The organism is Bradyrhizobium sp. AS23.2 (assembly GCF_001908185.1).
Lineage (GTDB): Bacteria > Pseudomonadota > Alphaproteobacteria > Rhizobiales > Xanthobacteraceae > Bradyrhizobium.
In genome coordinates this window covers 49630-75717 of record NZ_LGHM01000033.1, presented here as the reverse complement: position 1 = coordinate 75717, position 26088 = coordinate 49630, and the positions used below count along the sequence as shown (strand labels likewise).

The 26088-nt window shown below is 61.7% G+C and carries 27 protein-coding genes and 1 pseudogene; 25 read left to right on the top strand and 3 right to left on the bottom strand.

The features are described 5' to 3' along the window. Nucleotides 1-2: 2 nt before the first annotated feature. A complete protein-coding gene (locus AC630_RS07185) occupies nt 3-236 on the top strand; it encodes a DUF6894 family protein (RefSeq protein WP_074117792.1) in 234 nt (77 codons plus the stop codon). A gap of 7 nt (nt 237-243) precedes the next feature. After that, nucleotides 244-1515: an ATP-dependent Clp protease ATP-binding subunit ClpX gene (gene clpX, locus AC630_RS07180; RefSeq protein WP_074117791.1), complete on the top strand. Its 1272-nt coding sequence runs from the start codon at nt 244-246 to the stop codon at nt 1513-1515. A gap of 180 nt (nt 1516-1695) precedes the next feature. On the opposite strand, the gene AC630_RS07175 is transcribed toward clpX, so the two are convergent. Further along, nucleotides 1696-2601 (bottom strand): LysR family transcriptional regulator, encoded by a 906-nt coding sequence (locus AC630_RS07175; RefSeq protein ID WP_074117790.1) that lies wholly within the window; start codon nt 2599-2601, stop codon nt 1696-1698. Between the two features lie 99 nt (nt 2602-2700). Between AC630_RS07175 and AC630_RS07170 the strand changes: the two genes are divergently transcribed. The 7 genes from AC630_RS07170 (at nt 2701) to AC630_RS07140 (ending at nt 8168) form a co-directional block, all read left to right on the top strand. Further along, on the top strand, nt 2701-3540 hold the full coding sequence (locus AC630_RS07170; RefSeq protein WP_074117789.1) for an SDR family NAD(P)-dependent oxidoreductase: 840 nt from the start codon (nt 2701-2703) through the stop codon (nt 3538-3540). A gap of 49 nt (nt 3541-3589) precedes the next feature. Next, nucleotides 3590-3850 (top strand): hypothetical protein, encoded by a 261-nt coding sequence (locus tag AC630_RS07165; RefSeq protein WP_074117788.1) that lies wholly within the window; start codon nt 3590-3592, stop codon nt 3848-3850. A gap of 76 nt (nt 3851-3926) precedes the next feature. Beyond that, nucleotides 3927-4574, top strand: a complete 648-nt coding sequence (locus tag AC630_RS07160; protein WP_245330293.1) for a flavin reductase family protein — start codon at nt 3927-3929, stop codon at nt 4572-4574. After that, nucleotides 4571-5290 carry a hypothetical protein gene (locus AC630_RS07155; RefSeq protein ID WP_074117787.1) on the top strand — a complete coding sequence of 240 codons (720 nt, stop codon included), beginning with the start codon at nt 4571-4573 and terminating at the stop codon, nt 5288-5290. Before AC630_RS07160 ends, AC630_RS07155 begins: the two co-directional genes overlap by 4 nt. 311 nt (nt 5291-5601) lie before the next feature. Further along, nucleotides 5602-6831: a 5-aminolevulinate synthase gene (gene hemA, locus AC630_RS07150; protein ID WP_074117786.1), complete on the top strand. Its 1230-nt coding sequence runs from the start codon at nt 5602-5604 to the stop codon at nt 6829-6831. A gap of 161 nt (nt 6832-6992) precedes the next feature. Then, nucleotides 6993-7478: a hypothetical protein gene (locus AC630_RS07145; RefSeq protein ID WP_074117785.1), complete on the top strand. Its 486-nt coding sequence runs from the start codon at nt 6993-6995 to the stop codon at nt 7476-7478. A gap of 261 nt (nt 7479-7739) precedes the next feature. Next, nucleotides 7740-8168 (top strand): hypothetical protein, encoded by a 429-nt coding sequence (locus AC630_RS07140; protein ID WP_143197873.1) that lies wholly within the window; start codon nt 7740-7742, stop codon nt 8166-8168. A 119-nt stretch (nt 8169-8287) separates the two neighbouring features. On the opposite strand, the gene AC630_RS07135 is transcribed toward AC630_RS07140, so the two are convergent. Continuing rightward, complete coding sequence (locus tag AC630_RS07135; RefSeq protein ID WP_245330292.1) at nt 8288-8476, bottom strand: dodecin domain-containing protein; 189 nt, start codon at nt 8474-8476, stop codon at nt 8288-8290. 340 nt (nt 8477-8816) lie between these two features. Here AC630_RS07135 and AC630_RS07130 point away from each other — a divergent pair, with 340 nt between their 5' ends. From AC630_RS07130 to AC630_RS48220, 3 genes and pseudogenes are all read left to right on the top strand, one after another. Continuing rightward, complete coding sequence (locus tag AC630_RS07130) at nt 8817-9089, top strand: hypothetical protein (protein WP_143197872.1); 273 nt, start codon at nt 8817-8819, stop codon at nt 9087-9089. 110 nt (nt 9090-9199) lie between these two features. Continuing rightward, the gene (locus tag AC630_RS07125; RefSeq protein WP_074117782.1) at nt 9200-10069 is read left to right on the top strand and encodes a COG3904 family protein; all 870 of its coding nucleotides are present in this window, start codon (nt 9200-9202) and stop codon (nt 10067-10069) included. 131 nt (nt 10070-10200) lie between these two features. After that, nucleotides 10201-10289: pseudogene (locus AC630_RS48220) on the top strand (sulfite exporter TauE/SafE family protein); the annotation flags it as partial. Nucleotides 10290-10398: 109 nt separating this feature from the next. Here the strand turns inward: AC630_RS48220 and AC630_RS07120 are convergent. Then, entirely contained in the window at nt 10399-10911 is a 513-nt protein-coding gene (locus AC630_RS07120; protein ID WP_074117781.1) for a winged helix-turn-helix transcriptional regulator, read from the bottom strand. A 206-nt stretch (nt 10912-11117) separates the two neighbouring features. Here AC630_RS07120 and AC630_RS07115 point away from each other — a divergent pair, with 206 nt between their 5' ends. The 13 genes from AC630_RS07115 (at nt 11118) to AC630_RS07055 (ending at nt 25747) form a co-directional block, all read left to right on the top strand. Next, complete coding sequence (locus tag AC630_RS07115) at nt 11118-11759, top strand: 2-hydroxychromene-2-carboxylate isomerase (protein ID WP_074117780.1); 642 nt, start codon at nt 11118-11120, stop codon at nt 11757-11759. 57 nt (nt 11760-11816) lie between these two features. Further along, the gene (locus AC630_RS07110) at nt 11817-13364 is read left to right on the top strand and encodes a class I adenylate-forming enzyme family protein (protein WP_245330291.1); all 1548 of its coding nucleotides are present in this window, start codon (nt 11817-11819) and stop codon (nt 13362-13364) included. A 57-nt stretch (nt 13365-13421) separates the two neighbouring features. Next, complete coding sequence (locus tag AC630_RS07105) at nt 13422-14159, top strand: SDR family oxidoreductase (protein ID WP_074117778.1); 738 nt, start codon at nt 13422-13424, stop codon at nt 14157-14159. Between the two features lie 11 nt (nt 14160-14170). Continuing rightward, complete coding sequence (locus AC630_RS07100; RefSeq protein WP_074117777.1) at nt 14171-15352, top strand: acyl-CoA dehydrogenase family protein; 1182 nt, start codon at nt 14171-14173, stop codon at nt 15350-15352. A gap of 23 nt (nt 15353-15375) precedes the next feature. Next, a complete protein-coding gene (locus tag AC630_RS07095; RefSeq protein WP_074117776.1) occupies nt 15376-16506 on the top strand; it encodes an acyl-CoA dehydrogenase family protein in 1131 nt (376 codons plus the stop codon). A 14-nt stretch (nt 16507-16520) separates the two neighbouring features. Next, nucleotides 16521-17708 carry an acetyl-CoA C-acyltransferase gene (locus tag AC630_RS07090; RefSeq protein WP_074117775.1) on the top strand — a complete coding sequence of 396 codons (1188 nt, stop codon included), beginning with the start codon at nt 16521-16523 and terminating at the stop codon, nt 17706-17708. Nucleotides 17709-17728: 20 nt separating this feature from the next. Further along, nucleotides 17729-18739: an NAD(P)H-dependent flavin oxidoreductase gene (locus AC630_RS07085; RefSeq protein WP_074117774.1), complete on the top strand. Its 1011-nt coding sequence runs from the start codon at nt 17729-17731 to the stop codon at nt 18737-18739. A 56-nt stretch (nt 18740-18795) separates the two neighbouring features. Then, the gene (locus AC630_RS07080; protein WP_074117829.1) at nt 18796-19956 is read left to right on the top strand and encodes an iron-containing alcohol dehydrogenase; all 1161 of its coding nucleotides are present in this window, start codon (nt 18796-18798) and stop codon (nt 19954-19956) included. Between the two features lie 67 nt (nt 19957-20023). Beyond that, nucleotides 20024-21223, top strand: a complete 1200-nt coding sequence (locus tag AC630_RS07075; protein ID WP_074117828.1) for an ABC transporter substrate-binding protein — start codon at nt 20024-20026, stop codon at nt 21221-21223. A 77-nt stretch (nt 21224-21300) separates the two neighbouring features. Then, on the top strand, nt 21301-22107 hold the full coding sequence (locus AC630_RS07070; protein ID WP_074117773.1) for a glutathione S-transferase family protein: 807 nt from the start codon (nt 21301-21303) through the stop codon (nt 22105-22107). Between the two features lie 38 nt (nt 22108-22145). Further along, entirely contained in the window at nt 22146-22847 is a 702-nt protein-coding gene (locus AC630_RS07065; protein ID WP_074117772.1) for an SDR family NAD(P)-dependent oxidoreductase, read from the top strand. A 255-nt stretch (nt 22848-23102) separates the two neighbouring features. Continuing rightward, the gene (locus AC630_RS07060) at nt 23103-23564 is read left to right on the top strand and encodes a (2Fe-2S)-binding protein (protein ID WP_074117771.1); all 462 of its coding nucleotides are present in this window, start codon (nt 23103-23105) and stop codon (nt 23562-23564) included. A 2-nt stretch (nt 23565-23566) separates the two neighbouring features. Continuing rightward, a complete protein-coding gene (locus tag AC630_RS07055; RefSeq protein WP_074117770.1) occupies nt 23567-25747 on the top strand; it encodes a xanthine dehydrogenase family protein molybdopterin-binding subunit in 2181 nt (726 codons plus the stop codon). Nucleotides 25748-26088: the final 341 nt, after the last annotated feature.

The following is a 26088-nucleotide window of genomic DNA, read 5'->3' as shown; positions in this document are numbered from 1 at the left end:
ACGTGACGCAGGTCTATTTCCATTGCTCTAACACGAGAAAGGTGTTTGTCGACCACCGCGGCGCCGTGGTCGACGATCTCGCTGAGGCGCGCGATCGCGCGGCCCGCGTTGTGCAGTCGTTCACCAATGAGCGAACCCTCGAGGACTGGCGTGACTGGGTACTTCATGTCAGCGATGATCAGGGAGAGGAGCTCTTCGTTGTGCCATTCACATTCGTGCTCGGAAAGCCGCATTGAGGTCGCCATGGCAGTTCAGTCAGTTTCCAAAGACACGTTGTATTGCTCCTTCTGCGGCAAGAGCCAGCACGAAGTCCGCAAGCTGGTCGCCGGTCCGACAGTCTTCATCTGCGACGAATGCGTCGACGTCTGCGCGGACATTCTCGTCGAAGACAATAAGTCCTCGCTGCTTGAGTCGCGTGAGGGAATTCCGACGCCGAAGGAAATCTGCAAGGTGCTGGACGACTACGTCATCGGCCAAAGCCATGCGAAGAAGGTCCTGTCGGTCGCGGTGCACAACCACTACAAGCGCCTCAACCACCAGACCAAGCACAGCGACGTCGAGCTCGCGAAGTCGAACATCCTGCTGATCGGTCCGACCGGTTCAGGCAAGACGCTGCTCGCGCAGACGCTTGCGCGTATCCTCGATGTGCCCTTCGCCATGGCAGACGCGACGACGCTGACCGAAGCCGGCTATGTCGGCGAGGACGTCGAAAACATCATCGTGAAGCTGCTCCAGGCCGCCGACTACAATGTCGAGCGCGCTCAGCGCGGCATCGTCTACATCGACGAGATCGACAAGATCAGCCGCAAGTCCGACAATCCGTCGATCACGCGCGACGTCTCGGGCGAGGGCGTGCAGCAGGCGCTGCTCAAGATCATGGAAGGCACGGTGGCCTCGGTCCCGCCCCAAGGCGGCCGCAAGCATCCGCAGCAGGAGCTCCTGCAGGTCGATACCACGAACATCCTGTTCATCTGCGGCGGCGCGTTCTCCGGGCTGGAGAAGGTCATCTCCGCGCGGGGACGTTCGACCTCGATCGGTTTCGCCGCTCAGGTGATGGCGCCGGAAGACCGCCGGACCGGCGAGATCTTCCGTCACGTCGAGCCTGAGGACCTGCTGAAGTACGGCCTCATCCCCGAATTCGTCGGCCGTCTGCCCGTCGTGGCGACGCTGGAGGATCTGGACGAGACCTCGCTGAAGAAGATCCTCACCGAGCCGAAGAACGCGCTGGTGAAGCAGTACCAGCGGCTGTTCGAGATGGAGAACATCGAGCTGACCTTCGCCGACGAGGCTCTTGGCGCGGTCGCCCGCAAGGCGATCGAGCGCAAGACCGGCGCGCGCGGCCTACGTTCGATCCTCGAGAGCATCCTGCTCGAGACCATGTTCGATCTTCCGGGTCTCAGAGGAGTCGAAGAGGTCGTCATCTCGCGCGAAGTGGTCGAGGGCACCGCGCACCCGCTCTACATCTACACCGATCGCTTCGGCCGTTCGGCGGAAAGCAATGCCATTGCGAGCTGAGTCAGCGAAGGCGGCCCTGACGACGTCATGAGTATTTTATTCCTTCGTTAGCTGGATGGCAGTGAGGGTCGATAGTCAGTGGCTCATTCTCGATAACCGGGCGAGCATTCCCGACTTCGTTCTCGATGATCGGGGTGTCAGCGGACTCGTTACCTCGAACGGGAGGCAGTCAGCTGACCTTTAATCTGACGGCTCCGCAAAAGCTGTCTTCAGCCTCGGCGCCGCAAAATCGAGGAAAGCACGGACCTTGATCGGCAGAAAACGGTTGGCCGCGTACACGAGATTGACCGGTAGCGGTTCTGGCCGGAATTGATCGAGCAGGCTCGTGATGGCTCCGCGCTTCAGAGCTGCCTGGAAGTGATAGGCGAAGGCCGAGGTGACTCCGATGCCCGCGCATGCGGCGTCACACGCCGCTTCCGCGCTGCCGACCACGAGCCGCGCGCGTACGGGCACGGCGACGGCCGTCTTGTCCTTGAAGAATGTCCAGACATCGGGCGACATGAAGCCCGCATAGGTGATGCAGTCATGCCCGGCGAGTTCGTCCGGCGTGCGCGGGGTTCCGTGGGCTGCGAGGTAGGCTGGACTGGCGCAAACGATACGGCGTGTCGTGCCGACGCGTACGGCAATCAAGCTGCTGTCGGGCAGGGGACCGATACGCAGCCCTAAGTCGATCTGCTCCTGAAACAGACTCTGCACGCGGTCGGCGAGGAGCAAGCTCGCTTTGATGTCGGGGTAGGCCTTGAGGAAATCCGCGAGGATCGGGATGAGGTAGGCGCGGCCGAGCCCCACCGGTGCGGTTATGACCAGCTCTCCGGTCGGCGCGGAATATTCACCGGATGCGGCTCGCTCGGCCTCGGTGATGTCAGACAAAATCCGCTTGCAGGCGGCGAAGTAGGCGCTGCCGGCATCGGTCACGACCAGCTTGCGGCTCGAACGGTTAAACAGCTTCGTCCGCAGGTGGGACTCCAGTTCGGAGACCTTGCGGCTGACCGTTGGAAGCGGCGTTTTCAATCGCCGCGCTGCGGCCGACAGGCTGCCAGTCTCCACCACCGCCAGAAAGGTGGACATCGATTCAAGGCGATCCATGGAGTCTCTTCCATCTTTTGGAAAGATAGATCTCAACTTTGCCGTATAGCCGCAGATTTTGGAAGGGCCTAGGTGTTGGGGCAGCAAAGGAGAACGTCCATGAGCACCACAACGAAAGGCACTGCCCTCATCACTGGCGCATCCGCCGGTATCGGCGCCATCTATGCCGACCGTCTGGCCAAACGTGGTTATGACCTGATCCTGGTCGCCCGCGACAAGGGCCGTCTCGCTGGCCTGGCGCAACGCCTGAGAAGCTCGACGGGCCGCTCAATCGACACGGTCGCAGCCGATCTCAACGTCAAGGCGGATCTTGCCAAGGTCGAGGCGATCTTGCGCGCGAACGCGGATATCACGCTCTTGGTCAACAACGCCGGTGTCGGGGCCACAGCGCCGTTGCTCAACGCCGATGTCGAAAAGATGGACGATATGATCCGTCTCAACGTTGGTGCGTTGACCCGTTTGACCTACGCGGCGGCCCCAGGCTTCGTCGCACGCGGCGCCGGTACGATCATCAACATCTCGTCGATCGTCGCGATCTCTCCCGAAACGCTCAATGGCGTTTACGGCGGCAGCAAAGCCTACGTGTTGGCGTTCTCCCTCTCACTCCATCACGAGCTCGCCGAGAAGGGCGTGCGCGTCCAGGCCGTACTGCCCGGCGCAACCGCGACGGACTTCTGGGACGCCGCCGGCGTGCCGCTGCACCACCTTCCGGCGGCGATCGTGATGTCCGCTGATGACATGGTCGATGCCGCACTGGCCGGTCTCGACCAGGGCGAGGTGATCACCATTCCCTCGCTCGCCGACAAGTCCGAGTTGGACAGCTACGAGGCCGCGCGCCGAGCAATGTCCGGCAAGCTCTCAAGCGCCGTACCGGCGCCTCGATACAGCGTCGGAGCAAACGCCCGCACGCCAAAGGCTGCCGGAGTGTCCGCGAAATAACCCAATCACCACCGTGACCCAAGGAAAGTCAAACCAAAGGAGATGTGTCATGAAACGTCTGGTGCTGTTTGCCGCCGCTGCCCTCATAATCGCGAACGGAATCGATGCGGCTGTCGCTGCGGAACGCCCGATTTACGAATCAACGGGTTTCCCAATCACAGCGCACCAGGTTTCCGTGATTGGCGCGGCGCATGTTGAGGAAGCTCCCTCCGTCTCCTCGCTGACGCTGGGTGGCATGCCTGCCTCGCCCAGTCAGATCCAGGTCTTGACGGCGCACAAGCAGCTTCCCGGCAGCAAGCCACAAAGCTGACGACTGGTGCGCAGCCACAGAGCGAAGGCGCGATGGTAATGCGATCCCATCGCGCTTCAGCTCCGACCGGACACTCATGCTGAGGATTGGACAGGCCGTGCAGTTCGATTTTGAAAAGATGGACGCGCCCGAGCGCTACAAATTGCTGCTGGCAACGGTTTTGCCACGGCCGATCGCATGGGTGACGACGCGTGATGCTGCCGGCGCAATCAACGCCGCGCCGTTCTCGTTCTTCAACGTCTTCGGCAGTGACCCCGCGACAGTCGGTATTGGCATCGGCAGCAAGGGGCCGGCTGAGCCAAAGGACACCCGCGCCAATATCCGCAGCAACGAGCAATTCGTCGTCAATCTGGTGCCGTTCGCGCTGGCCGAGCAGATGCGGGTCACGTCAATCGCATTCCCCAAGGGCGTCGAAGAGCCGAAAGAGGCCGGCCTGTCGCTGGCGCCGTCGATGCGGATCGAAGTTCCCCGCGTCGCCGAAGCGCCGGTTTCGATGGAATGCACCTTCATGCAGGAAATCGCGCTTGGCAGCTTCAGTCTGGTGCTCGGCAGGATCCTGATGGTGCATGTCAAGGATGACGCCGTAACCAACGCGGCTCGCCAGCATGTCGATGCCGAAAAGCTTGACCTGATCGGCCGCATGGAAGGCGGCTGGTACACGCGAACGCGCGAGCGATTCGAGATGCCGGCAATCGCGCTTGAGGATTGGAAAGGAAAGCCATGAACGAACTGTTGACGAAGGTTCTCGATGCGCACGGTGGTCTGGAACGCTGGCGCAACTACAACAAGGTTGAGGCCACCATTGTCAGCGGCGGCGGCTTCTTTCCCCTGAAGGGCGTCTTGCAGGATCCAAATCCGCGCCGTATGACCGTATGGCTGCATGAGGAGCGGTCGTCAGTTGCGCCTTATGGCGCACCCGATCAGCGCACCATGTTCACGCCCGATCGAATCGCCATCGAGAAACTCGACGGCAGGGTGGTTGCCGAGCGGCGCATGCCCAGGGATTCGTTTGCCGGGCACCAGATGCACACCCCGTGGGACCCACTGCATCGCGCCTACTTCAATGGTGAAGCGCTGTGGACCTATCTCGCGACGCCCTTTGCCTTTGCGATGGACGGCTTCCGGGTCGAGGAGACTGCGCCCTGGCAGGAAGGGAAGGAGACATGGCGGGTGCTGCGAGTCTATTTTCCTGCCGCGATCGAGACGCATTGTCAGGTCCAGGATTTCTTCTTTGACGAGAAGTTCGAGCTCCGCCGCCACGACTACAGCGTCAATATCGCCGGCGGTTTCCCCGCCGCGCAAATGATGCTGGAATACACCGACGCCAATGGCGTGCGCCTGCCAAGCAAGCGCCGTGCCTATACGCGCGGCCCCGACCGGCGTCCGATCCTGGATATGCTGATGGTATCGATCGACATCAGCGAGGTTGCCTTTTCCTAGGCTGCTCCGGGCCGATGCGCTTGGCTAACGCATTCGCTCCGATTTGCCGAGATTTGGATTGCTTTACTCGCCCCGGCGCTCCCCGCGCCGTACCAATTGGGTCAGCGGAGGCAGGCGATACTCCCAAGTGCTTCGCCCCGGCGTTTTGTCCCTTCGCCGCTGCTCCTCGCGGCCGGTCCTCTTCCTCCCGGAGGACCGGCCGCTATACAAGGCCCGATTATGCGAGGACGCCGGATCGAGTCGGCACGGCGGCTCCTCCATAGAAGGGAGTTTCCAATCGTCGAGCGCAAGCCGGACGGAGATCGTGCTCCGTGACCTATGATCATTTCTTTTCGGCCGCGCTTGCCCGTCTGCACGCCGAACGGCGGTACCGCGTCTTTGCCGATCTCGAGCGCATCGCCGGTCGTTTTCCGCACGCGACATGGCATGCACCGGACGGTCCGCAGCCGGTCGTGATCTGGTGCTCGAACGACTACCTCGGCATGGGCCAGCATCCGAAGGTGATCGGCGCCATGGTGGAAACCGCTACCCGCATGGGTGCTGGCGCGGGCGGCACCCGCAATATTTCCGGCACCAATCATCCGCTGGTGAAGCTGGAGCGTGAGCTCGCCGACCTCCACGGCAAGGAGGCGGCGCTGGTTTTCACCTCGGGCTATGTCTCCAACGAGACCGGCATCCCGACCATTGCGAAGCTGCTGCCCAACTGTGTGATTCTATCGGACGCCTGGAACCACAATTCGATGATCGAGGGCGTGCGCCGCGCCGGCGTTGACAAGAAGATCTGGCGCCACAACGATGTCGGTCATCTCGAAGAACTGCTGGTGGCGGAGGCGCCCGAGCGACCGAAGCTGATCGTGTTCGAAGCGCTCTATTCGATGGACGGCGACGTCGCGCCGGTGAACCAGATTTGCGACCTCGCGGAGCGCTACGGCGCCATGACCTATATCGACGAGGTCCACTCGGCGGGCATGTACGGCCCGCGCGGCGCTGGCATTGCCGCGAAGGAAGGTGCCGAGCGTCGTATCGATGTAATCGAAGGCACGCTGGCCAAAGCATTCGGCTGTGTTGGCGGCTACATCGCGGCGAGTGCCGACATCATCGACGCGGTGCGCTCTTACGCGCCGGGATTCATTTTCACCACCGCGCTGCCACCGGCGGTCTGCGCCGCTGCCACTGCGGCGATCCGGCACCTCAAGACTTCGCAATGGGAGCGCGACCGCCACCAGGAGCGCGCAGCGCGGGTGAAGGCCGTGCTCAATGAGGCAGGTCTGCCGCTCATGCCCAGCGAGACGCACATCGTGCCGTTGATGGTCGGTGATCCCGAGAAGTGCAAGGAGGCAAGCGATCTCCTGCTTACCGAGCACGGCATCTATGTCCAGCCAATCAACTATCCGACCGTTCCGCGCGGCACCGAACGGCTGCGGATCACGCCGACACCACACCACGATGACGCTCTCATCAATGCGCTCGCCGAGGCGCTGGTCCACGTCTGGGAGCACCTCGGTTTAACTCTCCGTTACGGCGCGCTCGCGGCAGAGTGAACACCGTCGCAGGGTAGCATCGGTGGTGCGCTTTAACCCAGCTCTACCAAAGCTTATTCGCAGATACGCCGGTGCAATAGCACGATGTACTCAAACTGCATCAAGATAGGTGCTCAGAAATCGCGTCGGACACCGCACGTGTTTACAAAAGGAAGCTTAGAATGCGCAAAACCATGATCGTTGTGGCAACCGCGGTTCTCACGGTCGGGTGCACGTCGTTGTCGACCTCAGCATCCGCTTTCGGCCTCGTCCATCTCGGCGGGTTCGGCCTCGTTCATCCTGGCTTCGGTCTGGTCCATCCTGGCTTCGGCCTCGCTCACACTAACGGCGGCTACCGCCTCGGCCAGCTCCGCGGCAGCCTTGGCGGCCGCCGCGTTGGCGGCTGGCTCTCCCACGACCGCTACGCTCATGGCGGCGGGTCTTTTTACCGCAGCTACGCCTATCGCAGTGCGCCTTTCTACGGTGGTGGGTACGGCTATGTCGGCCAGCCCTACTACGGTGGCGGCTACGACTATGGCGGCCAGCTCAATTACGGCGATTACGCCGATGGCGACAGGCCTTACGACGGCGACTACGCCTACGACGATAACCACACCAAGGGCTCCGTCCGCGGACATCGCAGTAGACGTGGCGCTCCGGAGCAGTGATGAGGCCATCGGCCGAGAGGTCGTATGGATCACCGCAAAGCTGTTGCAAATGACAGCAGCCCGCGGGATCGATGTTCGCGGGCTGATAAGGCGAATTGTTTCTTCGAGCTCTGGAGAGGATGTTGGAGCGTCCCGACGGATCCTGGCGAACTGTCGCCCATGCTCATCGCAGGTTCGGTGGTGGTGATGCGCTCGGCATGGCCAAGGTTCTCAAACGATGTAATCCGGCTCTCGCACGTGCACGAGCGAAGGAGAATGCGGGTGCTTGATCATATTCTGCGATTCATGACGCTTGGCACCGTCATCGTTGGCAGTATTGCCATCTACACTGCGCTTTACACCAACAATAGGCGTTTGGGAGCCGAGATATTTCTCAAATATTCTGATCGAATCTCTGACGTGAGGCGCAACCTCCCAATAGCTGCTTTCGATGGACGGGACGGGCCTGGCAATTTGGAGATGACGCCGGAACAACGTCGAGCAGCACATGAAATCATCTACTCGATCTTCGAGCTGTATGAGCTCAAAGTGCATGGGTACCTCCCGTCGGAGGTCTGGAAGATAAGAGAGCCCGATATCAAAAGAACTCTTTCTCTCCCGATTTTTCGACAAGAATTGGCAGCTTTGGAGAGCAGATTTGCAAGACACCCACGCTTTGTGAGCTGGCTCGAACAGGTCAAGCGGATATAGGCCGGCTTACGACCTGCAAAACATTCGCGGAGGAGTGACTTCGGGAGGACTCGCTTCAAATGTCAATGCGAGGCCGATCGGCGGTCGACGATCCGGCCATGAAGCGAGATCACTTCAGGTCAGGAGCCCTCGAATTTGAATGAGACGTTGAGTTTGGCACGATAGACTTCGACTTTTCCCTGGGCGTCCAGTTGCATATCGAGCTTGACGACCTCTGCAACTCGAAGATCTCGCAGGGATTTTGCGGCTTGCTCAACTGCGTTGGCGGCGGCCTTTTCCCCGGATGTGTCGCTGGTCCCGATGAGCAATGACCTTATAGACGCTCTCAGCCATGTTGTTCTCCCGTTCGGTATGGAGCAGGAAGCAGGTACTTCCTGCCGACGTCGTACCTAGCATCACTATGTCGGTGCCGAAAGGACGCGGTATCGCCGCAGGGCAGGTGAGTTGGGGCGTGTTGGATCGCGGCAGAGTAAGTGCCGGTTTGAAGGCCGGCTCAGGCTCGGGCAGATCCTAAACTTAGGTTTGCTCTTGTTAGCCAATGTACCGTACGCGATCGACCTCTGTGCAATGGTTTGGTTCTCCTCCCGTGGACTACGCTCCGAGCGTCAATTGTCCGATCTATCGCGCGGCAATCGAGGAGTCACAGCGATGAGAATCATGGATGAAGGCGCATTGTCGGATCTTGCTCACAGGGCGGCCGAGTCGGCCTGCGATTTCGCCGGTGTCGTTCGCAACCTGATTCTGGACGTGCGCGACAGTTACCGGCCCGAGCTGCACTATATGCGCGGCCCTGGTCCGAAATGGCGTGCCAAGCATCAACCCTGGCTGAAATTCGATGCTCGAGCAGTGCCGCCGACCGAGCAGCACCAGCTGTCGCCACTGTATGTGCGCCGCCGCGACGCGGCCCGCCCCACTCGATAGTCAGCTGAGGTTACGGAACCATGCCCGTCTCGAGGGCCGGATCCTTGGATTGTGCCCGCATCTTCGATCCAACGTCTGGTCGGGCTCCTTGGGCGGAAATCCGAGGTTGGATGCTGCTCATTGGCGCCGCGCTTTGCATCGCATTGGTGGCCTTGCTGAGCGGTTCGGCGCATGCCGGCGTTGCGGTCGAAGGGCGCAAATTGCCGATGAAGTTCAGCTGGGTCGCTTGCCAGCCGAAGTGTCGGGACTGGATCAGTGCTGTCGGCATCGTGACTGCGGATACTCCGAGAGATTTCGATGAATTCGCGCGCGGCCGACAGCTCGACGGCGTCACCATCGCGCTGGATTCCAGCGGCGGTTCGGTCAACGATGCGATCGCGCTTGGACGGCGCTGGCGCAATCTTGGGGTGCTGACCACCGTCGATGTCGGCGTTCAGACCAATACGGCGCAGGGCGATCCTATCAATATGGCGCCTGCGGCCTATTGCGAATCGATGTGCGTGTTCCTGCTTCTGTCGGGCAAGACGCGTTACGTGCCCGAGGCCGCCCATGTTCGTGTGCATCAGATATGGATGGGGGACCGCGCCAATGACGCCAGGGCCGCGACCTATAGCGCAGATGATCTGACGATCGTGGAACGCGATATCGGGCGGCTCGCCAAATACACCTTCGACATGGGGGGTGCCGGCGATCTGTTATCGCTTGCGCTGAATGTGCCGCCCTGGGAAGATCTGCATGAATTGTCACGGGACGAATTGCGACTGACCAATCTGGTCACCACCGATATGGTTGATCGGCCGGGCAGCCCCAACGCAACGGTGGCCGAGCTCAAGCCCAAACCAGTGCAGGACGGTGGCTTCGTGGGCAATGCCGCTGCGAGCGGGACATATCCGGAGCCCGCAAAATCGATCCAGTCGGCTGGAGCCGTGGGGCGGATGGGGGGCGCGAGGGCTGCAGCGGCGGCGCCTGGGCAAGAGTAGCGGGTAACCGGCATGCGCTAGTGAATCTTGATCTCCTCCAGAAGACGCCACAACTCTGCCGCCTGCTCGTCGCGATCCTTTTTTCGGAATTCGTCTCGCGCCGCTCGAAATCAACTAGTTCATTGCGAGCCCAGCGGCAAATCTATCGGGCCTGCTACGGATTGCTGATCGTCACGGCATTGAAGCTACTGTGGACGGACTTTCTGGTTATCTCACGTAAATCAGGCAAGGAAATTCGATCTCATCGGCACGATCGTGCTAGGGGGGCACACAGTCGCGCAACCGCAATTTAAGCCGGCGACTTTAGCCGGCCCTTGCCGCAAATGGATCTAGGTCGATGCAAAACTTTTTCGGGCTCTTTCCTGCGCCTTTGCTTGCACCGGGGACGATTGCCGCGCGCCGGGGCCCGGATGCACATGAACGGCCTTGGCCGTCAGAGGCTCTCCGCATTCCGAGCACACCATTACGGGGTCGAACATCTTTCCGCAGTTCTTGTGCTCATGCAGCATCGGCCTTCCGCGCGAGTCGACCATGTGGATGTTGCCCCAGTGCACAATCGACATGATGATTGGATAGAGGTCGAGGCCCTTCTGCGTCAGGATGTATTCGTAGCGTTTTGGCGATTCCTGGTAGGGAATCCGTCTCAGCACGCCAAAGCGCACCAGCTTCTTGAGCCGGTCGGCGAGAAGGTGCCGGGTAATTCCCAGCGACGCCTGGAATTCATCGAACCTGCGGATCCGCAGGAAACATTCGCGGAGGATGAGCAGGCTCCAGCGGTCGCCGATCACCGCCACTGTGCGGGCCAGCGAGCACGGCTCCTCCTCGAGGGTATCCCATTTCATTGACCTCTCCAGCGAATCTACAGCGGCATCACAAATAAATTCTAAATCAGAACTAACGGAAAATCAATGAGATGCCCGGTAAGGCCAGCCTCTAGCTGCATTATATGATCAACATCATATTGACAGTTCTAAAATAGAACTTTATCGATTAAGCGCATCAACCAGCGGCGGCAAGCAAGCGCCGCCATCGAAGGGAAGGGCGCTCCATGGCCGCTGCTCCGCTTAAGGTCGAGTTTCACTTCGATTTCGGCAGTCCCAATGCCTTTCTCGCCGAACTCGTGCTGCCCGAGATCGAGCGCAGGACCGGTGTGAAGTTCGAGTACGTTCCGGTGCTGCTCGGCGGCGTCTACAAGGCGACCGGCAACATGTCACCGGCCGAGTCCCTGCACGGCATCAAGAACAAGCCCGAATACAATGCGCTCGAAACCGAGCGCTTTCTGCGGCGCCACAGCATCACGAACTTCAAGTCGAACCCGTCCTTCCCGGTGAACACGCTGATGCTGATGCGAGGCGTCGTCGCGGCCCAGTTCGAAGGACTGTTCGAGCCCTATTTCCGTGCCGCCTATCACCACATGTGGGTCGAGCCCAAGAAGATGGATGACCCGCAGGTGTTCCGCGACGCGTTCTTGTCCTCTGGGCTCGATATCGACCGCATTGTCGCGCGCGCCCAGCAGGACGACGTCAAGAAAAAGCTGATCGAGAACACCAGCGACGCCGTGGCGCGGGGCTCGTTTGGATCGCCGACCTTCTATGTCGGGAGCGAGATTTTCTTTGGGAAGGACAAATTGCGCGAGGTGGAGGACGAGATCGTCGCGCAGCTGGCGACGGAACGGCGCAAGAGCGCCTGATCCGAACCGCACACGAAGCAAGAAACGAGCCCGAAGGGCCGTTGCAGGGAGGTTTCAGTGGTGACGCAGACGGTGACAGGGCATTTGGAAGGTTTGCCAAACCGGATCCACGACGTGATCGACCGGTACGTCGATGCCACGCCGGACCGGCTCGCGCTGATCGACGACACGGCAAAGTTGACCTATCGCGAGCTGGATCGGAGCGTGAGCGGCGTTGCGGCCGCGCTGCAAGCCCTCGGAATCCGGGCCGGCGACCGCATGATGATCGTCAGCGAAAACTCCATTCCACTCGCCTGTCTGCTGCTCGCCGCGAGCCGCCTCGACGCGTGGGCGATCGTCGTCAATCCGCGGCTGTCGCCTCGCGAGATTGACCAGATCAGGGATCACAGCGGGGCTCGTCGGGTTTTCCTGACCGCCGCCGTGTCGCAGGAAGCTGCCGACCATGCCACGCGGTATGGCGCCTCCTTGCAGGATGTCGGTCAGTTCCGTGGCGTCGGCGTGACCGCGCTGAACGAGGAGACGTTCGCGGAGCCGGTCGAGAACGATGGTTCGCGCCAGGTTGCGGTTCTCATCTACACGTCGGGAACCACGGGCACGCCCAAGGGCGTGATGCTGACTCACCGCAATCTCCTGTTCAGCGCCAGGGGCACGGCGGGCTGGCGGAAGATGACATCGGCCGACGTGCAATATTGCGTGCTGCCGATCTCGCATATCGTCGGCATTTCGCTGCTTACGATGACTTTGATGGTCGGCGCTACGGTGCGGCTGGTCGCGAAGTACGACCCCGCCGCACTCGTCAAGGCGATGGCGGAGGAGGGCATCACCATCCTCAATGGCGTGCCCGCGACCTACCAGCGCCTGCTTGAATACCGGCGCAACGCGGGTCTGCCGAACTTCGAGCGCGGTGCGCTGCGCCTGATTGCGGTGGCGGGAGCGCCGCTCGATCTGGAGCTCAAATCGCGCGTCGAGCAGGAGCTCGGCCTGCCGCTGCTCAACGGCTATGGCATCACCGAGTGCTCGCCGGGGATTTCCGGCGTCCGGCCCGATAACCCCAGGCACGACCACGCAGTGGGTACGGTTCTTCCGGGCCTTGAGGCAAAGCTCGTCGGTCGGACTGGCAAGACCGTCGCCAATGGTGAGGTCGGCGAGCTCCACGTTCGTGGCCCAAATGTGATGCGCGGCTACTACCGGGCCCCTGACCTGACGGCGAAGGCGATCGATGCCGAGGGCTGGTTCAACACCGGTGACCTCGCTCGCTTCGAGGGCGATTGCCTCTACATCGTCGGGCGGACCAAGGAGATGATCATCCGCTCCGGATTCAACGTCTATCCGGCCGAGATAGAGGCCGTGTTGAGTACGCACGATGCGGTGGTGCAATGCGCCGTGGTCGGGCGGCCGGTCGAGGGCAATGAGGAGGTCGTGGCCTTTGTGCAGCTGATCAAGGGCTCGAAGGCCACGGTGCAGGACCTGATGGCGCACGTCGCCCCGCAGCTCACCTCCTACAAGCGTCCCTCGGAGATCATCCTGCTGGATGCCCTTCCGGCTACATCGACAGGCAAGATTCTAAAGCACAAGCTGGCGGAGTCGCTGCGTGGTCAAGTCTGAGGGCCAGCCCGCCACCATTAGCGAAGAGTTCAGTCAAACCAGAGGCCGGAGGATACCATGCAGAAGAGAAATGCGACTGTCGCTGTCATTGGTGCCGGCGATTACATCGGCGGCGAGATCGCCAAGAAATTTGCCTCCGAAGGCTTTACGATCTTTGCGGGCCGCCGCAATGGCGACAAGCTGGCGCCGCTAGTCCAGGAGATCGAGGCTGCCGGCGGCGAAATTCACGCCCGCTCGCTCGACGCGCGCAAGGAGGAGGAGATCATCTCCTTCCTCGGCGATGCCGACAGGCTCGCGCCGCTTGAGGTTTGCATCTTCAACATCGGCGCCAACGTCAACTTTCCGATCCTGGACACCACCGAGCGCGTGTTCCGGAAAGTCTGGGAAATGGCCTGCTATTCCGGCTTCCTGGCCGGACGTGAAGCGGCGCGTCTGATGCTGCCGCGCGGCGGTGGCAATATCTTTTTCACTGGCGCGACCGCCTCCTTGCGCGGTGGCAGCGGCTATGCCGCTTTCGCCAGTGCCAAGTTTGGCTTGCGTGCCGTCGCGCAGGCGATGGCGCGCGAGCTGGGGTCGAAGAACATCCACGTCGCGCATCTCGTCATCGACTCCGGCGTCGACACCGAGTGGGTGCGGCAGCGCCGGATCGAGGCACTCGGCCCGAACGCGCTCGACAATCCTGACCTTCTGATGCCTCCGTCGTCCGTCGCGGCATCCTATTGGCAGCTCTACCAGCAGCCGAAGAGCGCCTGGACATTCGAGCTGGAAATCCGTCCTTTCGGCGAGAAGTGGTAGGAGCAGGTCCGATGGAGCTCGCGCTGTCACCGGAGGACGCGGCCTTCCGCGACGAAGTGCGCGCCTTCATCGCCGGGAATTATCCGGCGGAGATGCGCGTTCCGAATCCGGAGACCGATCTCTCCAAGGAGCAGATGCTGCTGTGGCATCGCATCCTGCACAAGAAGGGCTGGATCGCGCCGCTCTGGCCGAAGGAGTATGGCGGACCCGGCTGGTCGATCACGCGCCGCTTCGTCTTCGAGCAGGAGACGACCCGCGCCGGCACGATGCCGCCGTTGGCGTTCAGCGTCACCATGGTCGGCCCGGTCATCTATACGTTCGGCAACGAAGCGCAGAAGAAGAAGTTTCTGCCGCGCATCCTCTCCGGCGATGACTGGTGGTGCCAGGGCTATTCGGAGCCGGGCTCCGGCTCCGACCTCGCCACCGTCCGCACCAAGGCGGTGCGCGATGGCGACCATTACATCGTCAACGGCTACAAGACCTGGACCACGTTGGCCCAGCATGCCGACTGGATCTTTTGCCTGGTGCGGACCGATCCGACTGCCAAACCACAGTCCGGCATCTCATTCCTGCTGATCGACATGAAGTCGCCCGGTGTCACGGTCCGGCCGATCATCACCATTGACGGCTCCCACGAGGTCAACGACGTCTTCCTGGAAAACGTCCGCGTCCCCGTCGAGAACCTGATCGGCGAGGAGAACAAGGGCTGGAGCTACGCCAAATTCCTGCTCGGCAATGAGCGCACCAGCATGGCCGGCATCGGCCGCTCCACGCGCTACATCGAGCGACTGAAGCGGATCGTGAAGGCCGAGATCCCAGAGGACGACCCGGCCCATCTCGAATTCGTCAGGGATATCGCCCGCGTTGAGCTCGACGTGCTGGCGCTGGAAGCGACCGAGCTTCGTGTCGTCGCCCAGATGGCGCGCGGCATCGATCCGGGGCCGGCGGCCTCGCTGTTCAAGATCCGCGGCACCGAGATCTTTCAGAACATCACCGAACTCACGCACCGCGCGATAGGCAATTACGGACTTGCGATCCGCGAGCATCCGGTCAGCGCCAACCACTTCATGCCGGGCCCCGACTATGGCCACACGGCGTCGGAGAAATATCTCAATTCGCGCAAGCTCTCTATCTACGGCGGATCGAACGAGATCCAGCGCAACATCATCGCGAAAGCAGTGCTTGGTCTCTAGCAACGGCGGTACGAGAGGATCGGATGGATATCCAGTTCACGGAAGAGCAGGAATTGTTGCGATCCAGCGTTCAGCGGCTGCTGCGCGACCAGTACGATTTCGACGCGCGACGCAAGATCGTCGCCAGCGAGGGCGGCTTTAGCCGCAAGCAGTGGGGTGCCTTCGCCGAGCTCGGCCTGCTCGCTGCGCCGTTCTCGGAAGCTGTTGGCGGGCTCGGCGGCGGGGTGCTGTCGACCATGGTCATCATGCAGGAGTTCGGCCGCCATCTCGTGGTCGAGCCGTTCGTCGAGACGATCGTTCTGGCCGGCGGCTTGATCGAGCAGGCGGGCTCCGAGGAACAGAAGCAGAGCTTCCTTCCGGACATCATCGCGGGAGAGAATATCTGGGCGCTGGCCTGGACTGAAAAGGGCTCGCGTTTCGATCTCGCCACCGTCACCACCACGGCGCGGCGCGATGGCAACGACTACGTGCTCACAGGCGAGAAGACGGCGGTGATCGCTGCGCCCTGGGCGGACTATCTCATTGTCTCCGCCCGCACCTCGGACCATCGCCATGATCGCGACGGCGTCAGTCTGTTCGTGGTCGATCGGCACGCGGCCAACCTGCATCTGCAAAGCTTCAAGACCATCGACGGACGCCGCGCCGCTGAGGTCAGTTTCAAGAATGTCCGCGGTGAGCTGCTTGGCGGGGACGGCGAGGGCGTCGCCGCGCTCGAAGCCTGCCGTGATCGAGTTATCGGAGCACTCTGTGCCGAAGCCGTCGGCGCGATCGGCGAGCTGAACTCGGCTACGCTGGAGTATTCAAAGACACGAAAGCAGTTCGGAGCCACGATCGGCTCGTTTCAGGTGCTGCAGCACCGGATGGTCGACATGTTCATCGCGCATCAGGAGGCGCTCTCACTGATGCAACATCTCAATCTCAGTCTCAGCGCGGGCGAGGCCGGCGTTTCACGGCTGGCGTCAGGCGCTAAATCTAAGATCGGCTATGCCGGCAGGTCCGTCGCCGACCAGGCCGTGCAGCTGCACGGCGGCATGGGCATGACCGACGAGCTCAATATTGGTCACTATTTCAAGCGCATTTCCTCCATCAACATCCAGTTCGGCGATCCCGCCTATCACCTGCTGCGCTACGCGCGGCTCGACCCAGCGGCTTAAGCAGAGAGGCAAGCATGACAATTGATGCAGTTATCGTTTCCACCGCGCGCACCGGCGTCGGCAAGGCCTATCGCGGGGCGCTCAATAACACCGACGGTCCGACCATGGCTGGCCATGTGATCGCGGAAGCGGTGAAGCGTGCCGGCATCACGCCCGGCGAGGTCGAGGATGTCGTGATGGGCTGCGCCATGCAGCAGGGCACCATGGTGATGAACGTCGCCCGCAAGGGCGCGATCCGTGCCGGTCTCCCCGTCACGGTTGCCGGCACCACCATCGATCGGCAATGCGCCTCCGGCCTGCAGGCGATCGCGGTTGCCGCGCGCTCGGTGATGCTCGACGGCGTCGAGATCGCGATCGGCGGCGGCATCGAGTCGATCAGTCTGGTGCAGAACGACCACATGAATAAGTTCCACGCGGTCGACGAAGAGCTGATGGCGATGAAGCCGGAAATGTACATGTCGATGCTCGAGACGGCTGAGGTCGTCGCCGAGCGCTACAAGATCGGCCGGGACAAGCAGGACGAATACAGTCTCGAATGCCAGCACCGCGTCGGCGCCGCCCTGCAGGGCGGGCGCTTCAACGACGAGATCGTGCCGATCACGACCAAAATGGCCGTGGTCGACAAGGACACCAAGGCGGTCAGCTATCAGCAGGTGACGCTGGCCAAAGACGAGGGCCCGCGTCCCGATACGACCGCCGACGGCCTGGCCAAGATCAAGCCGGTGTTCGAGGGCAAGACGATCAGCGCCGGCAATGCCAGCCAGCTCTCGGACGGCGCCTCGGCTTGCGTGATCATGAGCGACAGGATCGCCGCGCAGAAGGGCCTGAAGCCGCTCGGGATCTTCCGCGGCTTCGTCGCCGCCGGGGTGGAACCGGACGAGATGGGTGTCGGTCCCGTCGCTGCGATCCCGCGGCTGTTGAAGCGGCACAACCTCAGGATCGACGATATCGATCTCTGGGAGCTCAACGAGGCCTACGCGGTGCAGGTGATCTATTGCCGCGACAAGCTCGGCATCGATCCGGACAAGCTGAACGTCAACGGCGGCTCGATCGCGATCGGCCATCCCTATGGCATGACTGGATCGCGCTTGACCGGGCACCTCCTGATCGAGGGCCGGCGTCGCAAGGCCAAATACGGCGTGGTGACCATGTGCATCGGTGGCGGCATGGGCGCGGCGGGCCTTTTTGAAATCGTCCACTGATCGGAAGGCGGAGAGCACACGTGAAGACAGCAATCACTGAACTGTTCGGTATCCAGCATCCGATCATCCAGGGCGGCATGCACTATGTCGGCTTTGCGGAGCTTGCAGCCGCGGTATCGAATGCCGGCGGCCTTGGCATCATCACCGGCCTGACCCAGAAGACGCCGGAACTGCTCGCCAAGGAAATCGCGCGCTGCCGCGACATGACCGACAAGCCGTTCGGCGTGAATCTGACCTTCCTGCCGAGCTTCACCGCGCCGCCCTATCCCGAATATATCGCCGCGATCAAGGAAGGCGGCGTCAAGGCGGTCGAGACCGCCGGCCGCAGTCCCGAGCAGTACATGCCGGCGCTGAAGGCCGCGGGGATCAAGGTGATCCACAAATGCACCTCGGTGCGGCATTCGCTCAAGGCCGAGAAGATCGGCTGCGATGCGGTGAGCGTTGACGGGTTCGAGTGCGGCGGTCATCCCGGCGAGGATGACATCCCGAACATGATCCTGCTCCCGCGCGCGGCGGATGAATTGAAGATCCCGTTCGTGGCTTCGGGCGGCATGGCGGACGCGCGGAGCCTCGTCGCGGCGCTGTCGATGGGCGCGGCCGGCATGAACATGGGCACCCGCTTCGTCGCCACCAAGGAAGCGCCGGTCCACGATAACGTCAAGCAGGCGTTGGTCAAGGCAACCGAGCTCGACACCGTTCTGGTCATGCGAGCGCTCCGGAACACCGAGCGCGTGCTCAAGAACAAGGGCGTCGACCAGTTGCTCGAGGTCGAACGAGAGAAGGGCGCAAGCCTGAAGATCGATGACATCCACGAGCAGGTAGCCGGGGTCTACCCCAAGGTCATGGTGAACGGCGAAATGGACGCGGGCGCCTGGAGCTGCGGGATGGTGGTCGGCCTGATCAACGACATCCCGACGGTGAAGGAGCTGATCGACCGTGTCATGACGGAGGCCGAGCAGATCATACGCCAGCGCCTGACCGGCTTCCTTGACGGGAGCATCGACGACACACCGGCGCGCGTCGTCGCGTGACGGGTTCGGCGCCCACTGCGGCAATGTCGAACTACAACATCGAAGGGAGTGAAAGCGTGCTTGTCGCGGGCAGTTATCAATATCCGACGATGGAATCGGTGATCTACGGCAAGCCTGCGGCCGAGGCGCTGCGTGAGGAAGCGGAGCGGCTTGGCGCAAAGCGCGTCTACCTGATCGTCAGCCGCACCCTGAACAGCAAAACGGATGAGATCGAAAAGATCCGCAAGGCGCTGGGCGAGCGCCACGCGGAGACTTTCGACGGGGTCCCACAGCATACGACGCGCGAAGCGGTGGTGCAGATTGCCAGGCGGGCGAAGGAGGTGAAGGCCGACCTGGTCGTTGCCATCGGCGGGGGCTCAGTGGTCGACGCGGCCAAGATCGTGCTGATGTGCATGGAGCACGAGATTTTCGAGCAGGACGGGCTTGACGGCTTCGAGACCACGCCGGAGCGCCGCTTTGGTCAGTTCCGCACCCCCAAGGTGCGAATGATCGCCATCCCGAGCACGCTGTCCGGTGGCGAATACAATTCCGGCGCGCTGGTCACCGATACCCGCCGCAAGCTGAAGCAGATATTCAACCATCCCATGATGATGCCGCGCAGCATCATCCTCGATCCCGCTATGACCAAATATACGCCGGAGAAACTCTGGCTCGGCTCTGGCACACGGGCCATGGATCATGGGATCGAGGCGATCTGCTCCAGTCGTCCCAATGTGCTCGTCGATGCCGTGTGTCAACAGGGACTGCGATATCTGAATGATGGTCTTCGACGCACCAGGAGCAACCCGAACGACGAAGCGGCACGACTGAACTGTCAGTTGGGCTCGTGGCTGTCGGCCTTCGGGTTGCAGGCGAGAGTGCCGATGGGCGCGAGCCACGCCATCGGGCATGTGCTCGGGGGCACCTGTGACGTGCCGCATTATTTCTGCACCGCCGTGATGATGCCGAGCGTACTGCGTTACAACCGTCCCGCCACGGAGGCTGCCCAAAAGGCGGTCGCCGCGGCGCTCGGCGCGCCAGGGCGTGACGCCGACGAGGCTTTCGCCGAATTTGTCGCGGAGCTCGGCCTTCCCCGGACGCTCGCCGAGGTCGGCGTTGCCGAGGACCGCTTCGAACTGATCGGTAAGAACGCAATGCTTTCAATCTTTACGCGGGCAAATCCGCAGCCGATCCGCGAGCCCGGCGACATCATCAAAATACTCAAGTCGGCCACCTGACCTGGTCTGAGAATAAAGCATCGCTCCCTGCTGGACGCAGGGCGCGCAAACAATGGAGGAATGCGCGATGTTTAGGGGCATCCGGCTGGTCTGCACAGTCTTGATCGCAATGTCAGTCCCGTGCCGGGCGGGCGACACGCCCGGCGTCACGGCGACGCAAATCAAGATCGGCGGCATATTTCCGCTGAGCGGACCGGCGTCCTCGATTGGCCAGACCGGGCAGGGCGTCCGCGCCTATGTGCAATCGATCAACGATCGCGGCGGAATCAACGGACGCAAGATCGAATATGTTATGCTCGATGATGCTTATAGCCCGCCGAAGGCATTCGAGCACGCACGCAGGCTGGTGGAGAGCGACGAAATCGCTTTCATGTTCGGCCAGCTCGGCACGGCCGGCAACTCCGCCGTGGCAAAATACCTCGCTGCGAAACGTGTGCCGACGATCGCGATCGTGACTGGCGCGAGCAAATTCACGAGCGTCAAGGACTATCCGCTGACGACTACCGGGCTCGTCAGCTATGACACCGAGGGGAAGATCTACGCAAAATATCTGCTGCGCGCCTTGCCCGCGGCGAAATACGCAATTCTGTTCCAGAACGATGATCTTGGTCGTGACTACGTGAACGCTTTCAAGACCGTGCTGGGCGCTGATTTCGACAAGCGCGTGGTGACCGCCAGTTACGAGGTGACGGAACCGACGGTCGACTCGCAGGTGGTCACGCTCAAGAGCTCAGGCGCGCAGGCGCTGTTCATCGCAGGTACGCCGAAATTTGCCGCGCAGGCCATCCGTCGTGCGGCGGAGAGCGGGTGGAAACCAATGATCTTCATCAACTTCCCCTCGTCATCGATCGCGGGCACGCTGAAGCCGGCGGGATTGGAGAACTCGGTCGGCGTGATTGTCGGTACCCCGAACAAGGATCCAAGCGATCAGAAATGGGCGAATGACGAGGGAGTCATGGTCTATCGCGCCTTCTTCGAGCGATACCTGGCCGGCTCCGATATCACCAATACCAGCTATCTGACTGGATACCAGCAGGGCATGGTGCTGGAGCAGATCCTCAAGCAATGCGGCGACGACCTTTCGCGTGAAAACATCATCAAGCAGGCCAAGTCGCTGAAGAACCTCTTGCTGCCGACGGCGTTGCCCGGCGTTCGGATCAACACCAGCGCCGGCAACAACATGATCTGGACGCAGCTGCAGCTTCAGCGATGGACGGGCACGGGTTGGGAGCAGTTCGGTGAAGTTCTCGACGGGAGCTCGGAATAGGCTGTCCGGCGCTTTGACAACAGAAAGCGGACACGGCGTCCGCCTCTGGGCACAAGGTTCATCAGGAGCGATCCACGATGGCTGACTTGCGAATATTCTCCTATCTTCCGAACCCGCGTGTCTGGAAAGCGACGATCGCAGCCCGGTTCTGCGCGGTGGATGTCGAGATCAGAGGAGCATCGGCCAAGGAGTTGAGGGACTGGCTGTGGGACTACGATGCGCGTCCCCTGGCCGAACACGAACTTCAATCGCTTTCATCCCTTGCACGCACCGGGCGGGTGGGATTGACCGGTGCGCAGCTCTTCAAGACCGACGCCTTCCTTGAAGCGCAACCGTTCGGCAATGTGCCCGCGGCCTTCGGCCCCGACGGAACAATCGGCATCTTCGAGTCGAACAGTATCATGCGGGCGGTGGCCCGCCTGGGCGAAGCGACATACCCGCTTTACGGGCATGATGCCTACGAGGCCTCCAGGATCGACAGCTTTCTGGACGTCAGCCTCGTCTTCGCCAGGGATGCGCAGATCTATCTGCTCGCGCTGTCCGGCGGCACGGTGGATGTGACGATTCACGGCCGCGCCAAAGAGGCGTTCGCGATCTACGCCTCTGGACTCGAGCAGGCGTTGTCGTCGCGACGGGAGACGCTGGTGGGAAATGGCATCACGTTGGCAGACATCTGCTTTGCGGCCGAGCTTGCGTTGTTCATGAACGAGCATGCACGGGCGGAGCAGTTGAAGGAGCGTGGGCTGGACAGGATCCTGTATCCGGGCGTCCAGGACGAGTACCCGCTGGTGTTCGCCCACTTCGCCCGGCTGGTCGATCACGAGCACTTCGGGCCGGACCTCAAGCCATTTGTCGATAAATTGCTATCAAAGGCGGCGGGCTGACGTGACCTCTGTCGGCTCCAACGAGGAGGTTTGATCGCATGACCGCGCGTGTTTGTCTGATATCCGGCGTTGGCCCCGGTACGGGTTCAGCGCTCGCAAGAAGATTTGTCGAGGGCGGCTACCGCGTCGCCCTTCTCGCAAGGAACGAGGAGCGTCTCCTGGCGCTCGAGAAACAGCTGCCGAATGCAAAAGGATATCGCTGCGATGTGTCGGATCCTGCTCAGGTCGAAACGGTCGCGTCCGCCGTGGAACGAGATCTCGGCGGGCCCAGCGTCGTCATCCACAACGCCGTTGGCGGTGCATTCGGCACGTTCCGGGAGATCGATCCATCAATTCTCAACCGCAACTTCCAGGTCAACACCATGGGTCTGTTGTACCTGGCGAGGCGCTTTGTATCGGCGATGGTAAGCGCGGGCAAGGGGGCCATCGTGGCCACCGGCAATACGTCGGCATTACGCGGCAAGCCTGGCTTTGCAGGCTTTGCGCCGACCAAAGCGGCACAGCGGATCCTGGCCGAGGCGATGGCACGTGAACTTGGGCCGCAAGGCGTGCACGTTGCCTACGTTGTGGTTGACGCGGTGATCGACCTGGAATGGACGAGGAAGCGCTGGCCTGACCGGCCCGACGACTTCTTCATCAAGCCGCGAGCGATCGCGGACGAGATCTGGCACATCGTTCACCAGGATCCCAGTGCGTGGTCATTCAACGTCGAACTGCGGCCATTTGGAGAAACCTGGTAGCTGCAACCCAGCGGTGACCGGCGATAGTCGAGTTGTGGGCGCAAGTCCATTCTCGAGAAGCGCCAGAGAGAGTTTCATTGTGCTGAGCAAGGGAGTATTCTGGCGCGGTGCCTGAGCGATGGGTTTCCGCGATCAATGCACGAAGCGGCGAGTAGACTTGTGGCTGGCCACGCCGATCGCGCAGCAGATGGAATGAGCTGAGCTCCGAGCACCGCCTCTCAGTTGAATCAGAACAGTCTTCCAAAGGAGGTTACGATGGCTTTCGAGATCACGATCAACGAAGGTCGCCATTCCATCGACGTCGACGGAGACACGCCTCTTCTCTGGGTGTTGCGCGATGTGCTCGGTATGACCGGCACGAAATTCGGGTGCGGTATGGCGCTGTGCGGCGCGTGCACCGTGCATATCAATGGCGACGCCGTCCGTTCGTGTATCACGTCGATCGACAGCATCGGCGACTCGAAGGTCACCACCATCGAGGCGGTTGGCAAGACGCCGGCCGGCCAGAAAATCCAGACTGCATGGCTGGACTTGGAAGTACCGCAATGCGGCTATTGTCAATCCGGCCAGATCATGTCGGCGGCCGCATTGCTTGCGAGCAATCCGCACCCGACTGAGTCCGATATCGATGATGCGATGTCGGGCAATATTTGCCGCTGCGGTACCTATGTTCGTATCCGCGAAGCGATTAAGCAAGCCGCACAATCGGGAGGCTGATCATGACGCTCGGGAACTTTGTATCCAATATGTCGCAACGTGACCCGTCGCGGCGCGGCTTTCTGCGCGCGAGCCTAGCGGCGAGCGGCGGCTTCCTGCTCAGCCTGAGCCTGCCGTTTCCGAGTCCTGAGAGCGAGGCGGCGAGTGCCGAGAGTTTCGAGCCGAATGCTTTCATCCGGATCGGCGGCGACGGCCAGATTGTCCTAACGATGCCCTATGTCGAGATGGGGCAGGGCACCTACACCTCGATCCCGATGTTGATCGCCGAGGAGCTCGAAGTCGGTCTGAACCAGATCCGCTTGGAACATGCCCCGCCAAATGAAAAGGTTTACATGAACCCGCTGCTCGGTGTGCAGGCGACCGGCAATTCGAATGCGATAAGAGGCGCCTGGCAGCCCCTTCGCAAGGCTGGCGCGACCGCGAGGGCAATGCTTATCGCGGCGGCGGCAAAGCGCTGGAACGTCGATCCAAGCTCCTGCCGGGCAGAAAACGGTGAAGTGCGTCATCAGGCGTCGGGACGCAGCCTCGGTTACGGCGCGCTTGCGCCCGATGCGGCGCGTATGCAGGTGCCCGAGGCTGTGACGCTGAAGAATCCGGCGGATTTCAAGCTGATCGGTACACCGGCGAAGCGGCTCGATACGCCCGCCAAGATCAACGGTACCGCGGTCTATGGCATCGACGTTCGGCCGCTTGGAGTGAAAATCGCAACGCTTGCCCAATCGCCTGTGTTTGGCGGGCGGGTGAAGCGCGTGGATGATACTGCGGCCAAGGCCATCAACGGCGTCCGTCAGATCGTCCAGCTTGACGACGCTGTTGCGGTTGTAGCTGATCATATGGGCGCCGCAAAGAAAGGTCTGGGGGCGCTCAAGATCGAGTGGGATGACGGTCCACATGCCAGCCTCTCGACCTCTGACATTGCGCGCGAGCTCGAAGGTGCCACGACGAAGCCGGGCGCGGTGGCGCAGAGCATCGGTGACGCCGACAAGGCCATGGCGGGCGCAGCCACCAAGGTCGAGGCGATTTATCAGGCGCCGTTCCTGGCGCACGCCACGATGGAGCCGATGAATTGCACGGTTCATTTTCGCAAGGACGAATGCGAGATCTGGATCGGCAGCCAGGCCGTTGCGCGTGTCCAGGCGATGGCCGCGAAGGCCGCAGGCCTGCCGCCAGAGAAGGTCATCGTCCACAATCACCTGATCGGCGGCGGCTTTGGCCGGCGGCTGGAGGCCGACGGTGCGGTCCGCGCCGTCGAGATCGCCAAGCAGGTCGATGGCCCGGTAAAGGTCGTGTGGACCCGCGAGGAGGACGTCCAGCACGATGCGTACCGTCCCTACTGGTTCGACCGTATCTCCGCCGGGCTCGACGAGCAGGGCAAGCCAATCGCCTGGAACCACCGCTTTGCGGGCTCCTCCGTGATTGCGCGGTGGCTGCCGCCGGGCTTTGCGAACGGTCTCGATCCCGACTCGACGGAAGGCGCGATTGATCTGGTCTACGACCTCCCGAACTTCCACGTCGAATATGCACGCGTGGAGCCGCCAGGCATTACAACCGGGTTCTGGCGCAGCGTCGGTCCGTCGCACAATGTGTTCGTGACCGAAAGCTTTATCGACGAACTAGCTGTGGCCGCGAAACAGGATGCGGTGGCCTATCGCCGCATGCTGCTGGACAAGTCGCCGCGCGCGAAGGCGGTGCTCGATCTCGCCGCGGAGAAGGCTGGCTGGGGACGGGATCTGCCCAAGGGAAGCGGCCGCGGCGTCTCGCTGCAATTTGTGTTCGGCAGCTACATGGCGCAGGTCGCTGAGGTTGAAGTGTCGAAGGAGGGGGCGGTCCGCGTTCGTCGCGTAGTCTGTGCGATGGATTGCGGCACTGTCGTCAATCCCAACACCGTCGAAGCCCAGATCCAGAGTGGGATCAATTTTGGCGTCACTGCGACACTCTATGGCGAGATCACGCTCAAGAACGGCCGCGTCGAACAGGGTAACTTCGACACCTACCAAATGCTGCGCATGAACGAAGCGCCGGCGATCGAGGTCCATGTCGTCAGGAGCATGGAGCCGCCGGGCGGAATGGGCGAGACGGGGACCTCCGCGATCGTCCCTGCCATCGCCAACGCCGTCTATGCGGCGACGGGCAAGCGGCTCCGCAAGATGCCGATCGATTCCGCATTGTTGAAGCAGGCGTGAGGTGCTGATGAACACTTGGCCGTGTAAGTAGGCCCGTGGCGGCTTGGGGAGGTGCATCGAAATGCACTCTCGATCGCGCAATTTCGGAAAGAGACCGGCAGAATAAGCGTTAAGGCTCGTGAAAAGAACCGCACCTGCTGGCGCGGTGTGCAAACGATAGGCCTCACCGGCTTGAGCCGACATGAATATCCGATCGAGCTTTGTGCATCCTGCATGGGAGGGCACGTGGCATTTCAAAAAGCAGCTCAATTGCTCAATTGAGAGATGTCAGTCGCGCATAGCTCTAACCGATGGTTCGATCGTAAGACGATAGGCAATCAGCTTGCTACCGTCGAAAACCT

Excerpts from the sequence above, each read along its gene's own strand:
- AC630_RS07175 (WP_074117790.1), bottom strand. The coding sequence starts at position 2,601 with ATGGATCGCCTTGAATCGATGTCCACCTTTCTGGCGGTGGTGGAGACT.
- AC630_RS07125 (WP_074117782.1), top strand. The coding sequence starts at position 9,200 with ATGCTGCTCATTGGCGCCGCGCTTTGCATCGCATTGGTGGCCTTGCTG.
- AC630_RS07155 (WP_074117787.1), top strand. The coding sequence starts at position 4,571 with ATGAACGAACTGTTGACGAAGGTTCTCGATGCGCACGGTGGTCTGGAA.
- AC630_RS07130 (WP_143197872.1), top strand. The coding sequence starts at position 8,817 with ATGAGAATCATGGATGAAGGCGCATTGTCGGATCTTGCTCACAGGGCG.
- AC630_RS07100 (WP_074117777.1), top strand. The coding sequence starts at position 14,171 with ATGGAGCTCGCGCTGTCACCGGAGGACGCGGCCTTCCGCGACGAAGTG.
- AC630_RS07055 (WP_074117770.1), top strand. The coding sequence starts at position 23,567 with ATGACGCTCGGGAACTTTGTATCCAATATGTCGCAACGTGACCCGTCG.
- AC630_RS07060 (WP_074117771.1), top strand. The coding sequence starts at position 23,103 with ATGGCTTTCGAGATCACGATCAACGAAGGTCGCCATTCCATCGACGTC.
- AC630_RS07120 (WP_074117781.1), bottom strand. The coding sequence starts at position 10,911 with ATGAAATGGGATACCCTCGAGGAGGAGCCGTGCTCGCTGGCCCGCACA.
- AC630_RS07075 (WP_074117828.1), top strand. The coding sequence starts at position 20,024 with ATGTTTAGGGGCATCCGGCTGGTCTGCACAGTCTTGATCGCAATGTCA.
- AC630_RS07105 (WP_074117778.1), top strand. The coding sequence starts at position 13,422 with ATGCAGAAGAGAAATGCGACTGTCGCTGTCATTGGTGCCGGCGATTAC.
- AC630_RS07145 (WP_074117785.1), top strand. The coding sequence starts at position 6,993 with ATGCGCAAAACCATGATCGTTGTGGCAACCGCGGTTCTCACGGTCGGG.
- AC630_RS07165 (WP_074117788.1), top strand. The coding sequence starts at position 3,590 with ATGAAACGTCTGGTGCTGTTTGCCGCCGCTGCCCTCATAATCGCGAAC.
- AC630_RS07095 (WP_074117776.1), top strand. The coding sequence starts at position 15,376 with ATGGATATCCAGTTCACGGAAGAGCAGGAATTGTTGCGATCCAGCGTT.
- AC630_RS07170 (WP_074117789.1), top strand. The coding sequence starts at position 2,701 with ATGAGCACCACAACGAAAGGCACTGCCCTCATCACTGGCGCATCCGCC.
- AC630_RS07070 (WP_074117773.1), top strand. The coding sequence starts at position 21,301 with ATGGCTGACTTGCGAATATTCTCCTATCTTCCGAACCCGCGTGTCTGG.
- clpX (WP_074117791.1), top strand. The coding sequence starts at position 244 with ATGGCAGTTCAGTCAGTTTCCAAAGACACGTTGTATTGCTCCTTCTGC.
- AC630_RS07115 (WP_074117780.1), top strand. The coding sequence starts at position 11,118 with ATGGCCGCTGCTCCGCTTAAGGTCGAGTTTCACTTCGATTTCGGCAGT.
- AC630_RS07090 (WP_074117775.1), top strand. The coding sequence starts at position 16,521 with ATGACAATTGATGCAGTTATCGTTTCCACCGCGCGCACCGGCGTCGGC.
- AC630_RS07065 (WP_074117772.1), top strand. The coding sequence starts at position 22,146 with ATGACCGCGCGTGTTTGTCTGATATCCGGCGTTGGCCCCGGTACGGGT.
- AC630_RS07160 (WP_245330293.1), top strand. The coding sequence starts at position 3,927 with ATGCTGAGGATTGGACAGGCCGTGCAGTTCGATTTTGAAAAGATGGAC.